Annotated in this window: 3 protein-coding genes; all 3 read right to left on the bottom strand. The window is 42.7% G+C overall.

Going from position 1 to position 3,090, the window contains the following annotated elements:
- Window positions 1-630 precede the first annotated feature (630 nt).
- The 3 genes from AK963_RS27310 to AK963_RS27295 all read right to left on the bottom strand — a co-directional run bounded on the left by AK963_RS27310 (window position 631) and on the right by AK963_RS27295 (window position 2,868).
- On the bottom strand, window positions 631-1,089 hold the full coding sequence (locus AK963_RS27310; RefSeq protein WP_066018482.1) for a hypothetical protein: 459 nt from the start codon (window positions 1,087-1,089) through the stop codon (window positions 631-633).
- Window positions 1,090-1,423: 334 nt separating this feature from the next.
- The gene (locus AK963_RS27305; RefSeq protein ID WP_066018481.1) at window positions 1,424-2,077 is read right to left on the bottom strand and encodes a cold shock domain-containing protein; all 654 of its coding nucleotides are present in this window, start codon (window positions 2,075-2,077) and stop codon (window positions 1,424-1,426) included.
- Window positions 2,078-2,646: 569 nt separating this feature from the next.
- Window positions 2,647-2,868, bottom strand: a complete 222-nt coding sequence (locus tag AK963_RS27295; protein ID WP_139117710.1) for a hypothetical protein — start codon at window positions 2,866-2,868, stop codon at window positions 2,647-2,649.
- Window positions 2,869-3,090: the final 222 nt, after the last annotated feature.

Raw genomic sequence — 3,090 nt, 5'->3', positions numbered from 1 at the left:
AGACTGTAGTGATAAACTCTTCAACGGGCATGACTGAAACCTTCTTTTTTGCTTTTTACTGCTTTTAATAGCAGAAAGCAGGTTCAGTCATGTCTCCTTATGCAAACCTAAAAGTCGCACATGGCGTGTTATTAGTTATGTTGTATATGGCTTAAGTGACTGAGTTAATGATTAGTCATTTCGGCTCTGTTTCGGTGAGTAGAGGGCAGATGAAAAAAATACACGAAAAATGCCTGCTACTGACATAACGGAGTAGGTGTAATACCCCGGAAACGGGCTAAACATGAGCCTACCACTATCAGCGAAAGCAGAGCCAGTTATTTCTGTAGGGTTGAACGGATGCCCTGGTATCGTCTGGAGGCCATTATGTGGCTTCGTTGCCCCAAACCCGGGAACGGGAGAAGTGAGTAGATCTGGTCATCTCTTTCATCGTGCATGGAGAAAAAATAAAAGAGATGACTCCGGTTTTTTTCATTTTCTAATCACAGAGGCAAAGAGGAATGATTTTCAGTGCTTTGGTGGTTTTGTGATCAGGTTTTCAGGTCACATGATTCAAGTTTCAAGACCTGACCCCGGTTTTTTTGATTCAAGTTTCAAGACCTGACCCCGGTTTTTTTGACCCCGTTTTTTTTAGTTGATAAAAACATCTGAGTTGATATTGATGTGATTGATTGAATAACCCTCGTTTTCTCTGTTTAACGTGATGGTAAATTGCGCATCACCATTCGAAAAGTGTCCCAGTATCGAAAATGCGACCAGGTCAAAACTCCCATGTTCAACGGTGCCACCGACCTTTGAGCCTAAAAACTGAGGGCTTTCAAAGGACTCTGGTTCCCCCAGCCTTGAGAGTGCCTTGAGCAGCTTTTTGCCGTTTTCGTTGTTAAACGCTTCTTTTGCACCTTCTGACAAATAGGGAGAAAACTGTTCATAATCCCATGTTGTAAACACAGGCATAGCCTCATCAAGATAAGGGGTTGCATCTGCCGTTTCATTACCTGATGTGACGTATGTATATACACCTAAGCCTGCAAACAAAATAAAAGAAACCAGGAAAAAAGAGCCCAGAATTTTCAGCACCTTTTTAAACATTTACTTCCTTTCCATATGGGTTGGTGAAAGATCAAACTCTAGTGATGGAGTAGTTATACCAATTGAACTTTCTAACTACGCTATTGCGCTGGAGATATGAACACCAAACCAGCGTTAGAACTCCTCGCAATACCCGAGGGCACAAGTAGCCCTGCTATTACTCGTCATTCTGCCTTGTTCTGACGTCCATATCTCCATACTCATTACGGTAGTTAGAAAGCACGATTGTTATTAGGTCAGGCCTTTCATCATTGACTGATATAACATGCATGACCTTACAGCGAGTTTCGCAAGACACCGGTTTTCAAAGTTTCCGGTTTTTCTTTTCACTGGATCATACCAGCCATTGAAAAATAGCAACACTACCTGCAACGGGTAGTCCGAGGAGGATTAACACCATTCCCAGGCAGCCACTGGATGATCTTGCTCGAGAGTAATGTTTCATATCTGTCTTTGGGTTATTCCTGATCCATTCCTGATGGCACTGCTTGCAGAACAGGCGGGTAATACCTCGATTCCATGCTTCAATGGTTCTTGGATTGAAGCGCTCAACGGCTCTGCATCTGGCACAGGAATAGTGCTCTTGCTTAGGTTTTTTTCTGTGGCCAGTGAGCAAGAGAGCGATGAGCGCAGGAACCGCATAGGGCCAGACGGCTTCAATGCTATTCAGCCGGTAGAACTGATATCCGGCATAACCCAGTGAGGTAAGAATGATGGCGATTAATAGATAGTCAATAATACCCTTCTCTGGTGGCTCTACTTTTATCCTGGTGGAGGGCTGGTTAAGGCCGTCAATAACTACTGAAACTGCCCGGGTCTTACCATTTCTGTCGTTACCGATCTCGAAGCTGACGCTGTCACCAACCTCGGGTCTTCTGCTGCGGGTTTTGATTGACGAAACATGAAAAAAGAGTCGACCTTTTCTATTGGGAACAGAAATAAAACCGAATCCTTTCTCATCATTCCATTGACTGATAGTACCTTTCATTGGCTGCGTTGATTACTCCTGAACATCATTAAGCAGTTTGCTTTTACTATTGGTTAAACTTGGGAAGGGCTGACTTTGTATCTGAAGAATACTTGGGCTGAGGTCTGGGGGGGGGGTAACCACAAAGACACGGAGGCACAGGGCAAAAGCTTCTTCGGGCTTTGGTGATAGGGCTTTCAGGTCTCATGATTTAAGTGTCAAGACCTGGCCCGGTTTTATTATGAAAAAAATCCGACTAATGTACCACACCTAAATAACGTTCAGCACAACTATGGCAGTGCGTCTTTGAATGCATGGTGCCGTTCACACAGTAATTTTTGCACTGACTACAAAAACCAAAATATTTGGGATCAAGTAATAGTTGTTTAATCTCTCTATCTAAGTCGCTCAATTCAATGAATGAGTCTAATGTTTTGGCTGTAACCCATTTCGACATTGCCTCATGTGGACCCATCCATTCAATTTTACTTACCTGCAAAACTAGTTTCTTATTCCCACGTTTTACTCGTATGAACTCTTTGTGTCGTGAACTCATAACTCTTCCTTAGGGTGTGACGCTTTGTTACATGTCAATAGTGCAATTCACCATTTAATAGCTGGACTACATCTTCAGCCATTCCTGCATTGAATAGCTCTTCATATTTTTTTAGGTCAGCGTCTGATAGTTCTTTTAAGTTTGCAGGTTCATAAGTCTCACTATGACTTTGTCCACCACCTCTACGATTTAAAACATATGATATTTCGCTTTCACTGTTTCTCAAGAGATAGATCTGAAACTGTGACCACATCATAGCCATCTTTCCATTATATTCTCCCTTACCAGTCGTAACTGACAAAGAACATTTATCATCATCTGCCTCTCTTGGAATTATGATGTAGTCAATGTGGGTGCTCTCTCAATTTGATAACTGACTCATAGGTTAGCTTCAACCTTTCCAGTCATGAACTCAGACCAAAGTTGTTCCCAGCGCCCCTTACTCTGGATCAGTGCTCTTGTTGTCAAAAGCACTTCC

Origin of the sequence: Endozoicomonas atrinae (genome assembly GCF_001647025.1) — a bacterium.
In the GTDB taxonomy this organism is placed as follows: Bacteria; Pseudomonadota; Gammaproteobacteria; order Pseudomonadales; family Endozoicomonadaceae; genus Endozoicomonas; species Endozoicomonas atrinae.
Note: the sequence above shows the minus strand (reverse complement) of the source record. Positions and strands in the feature narration are given on the sequence as shown.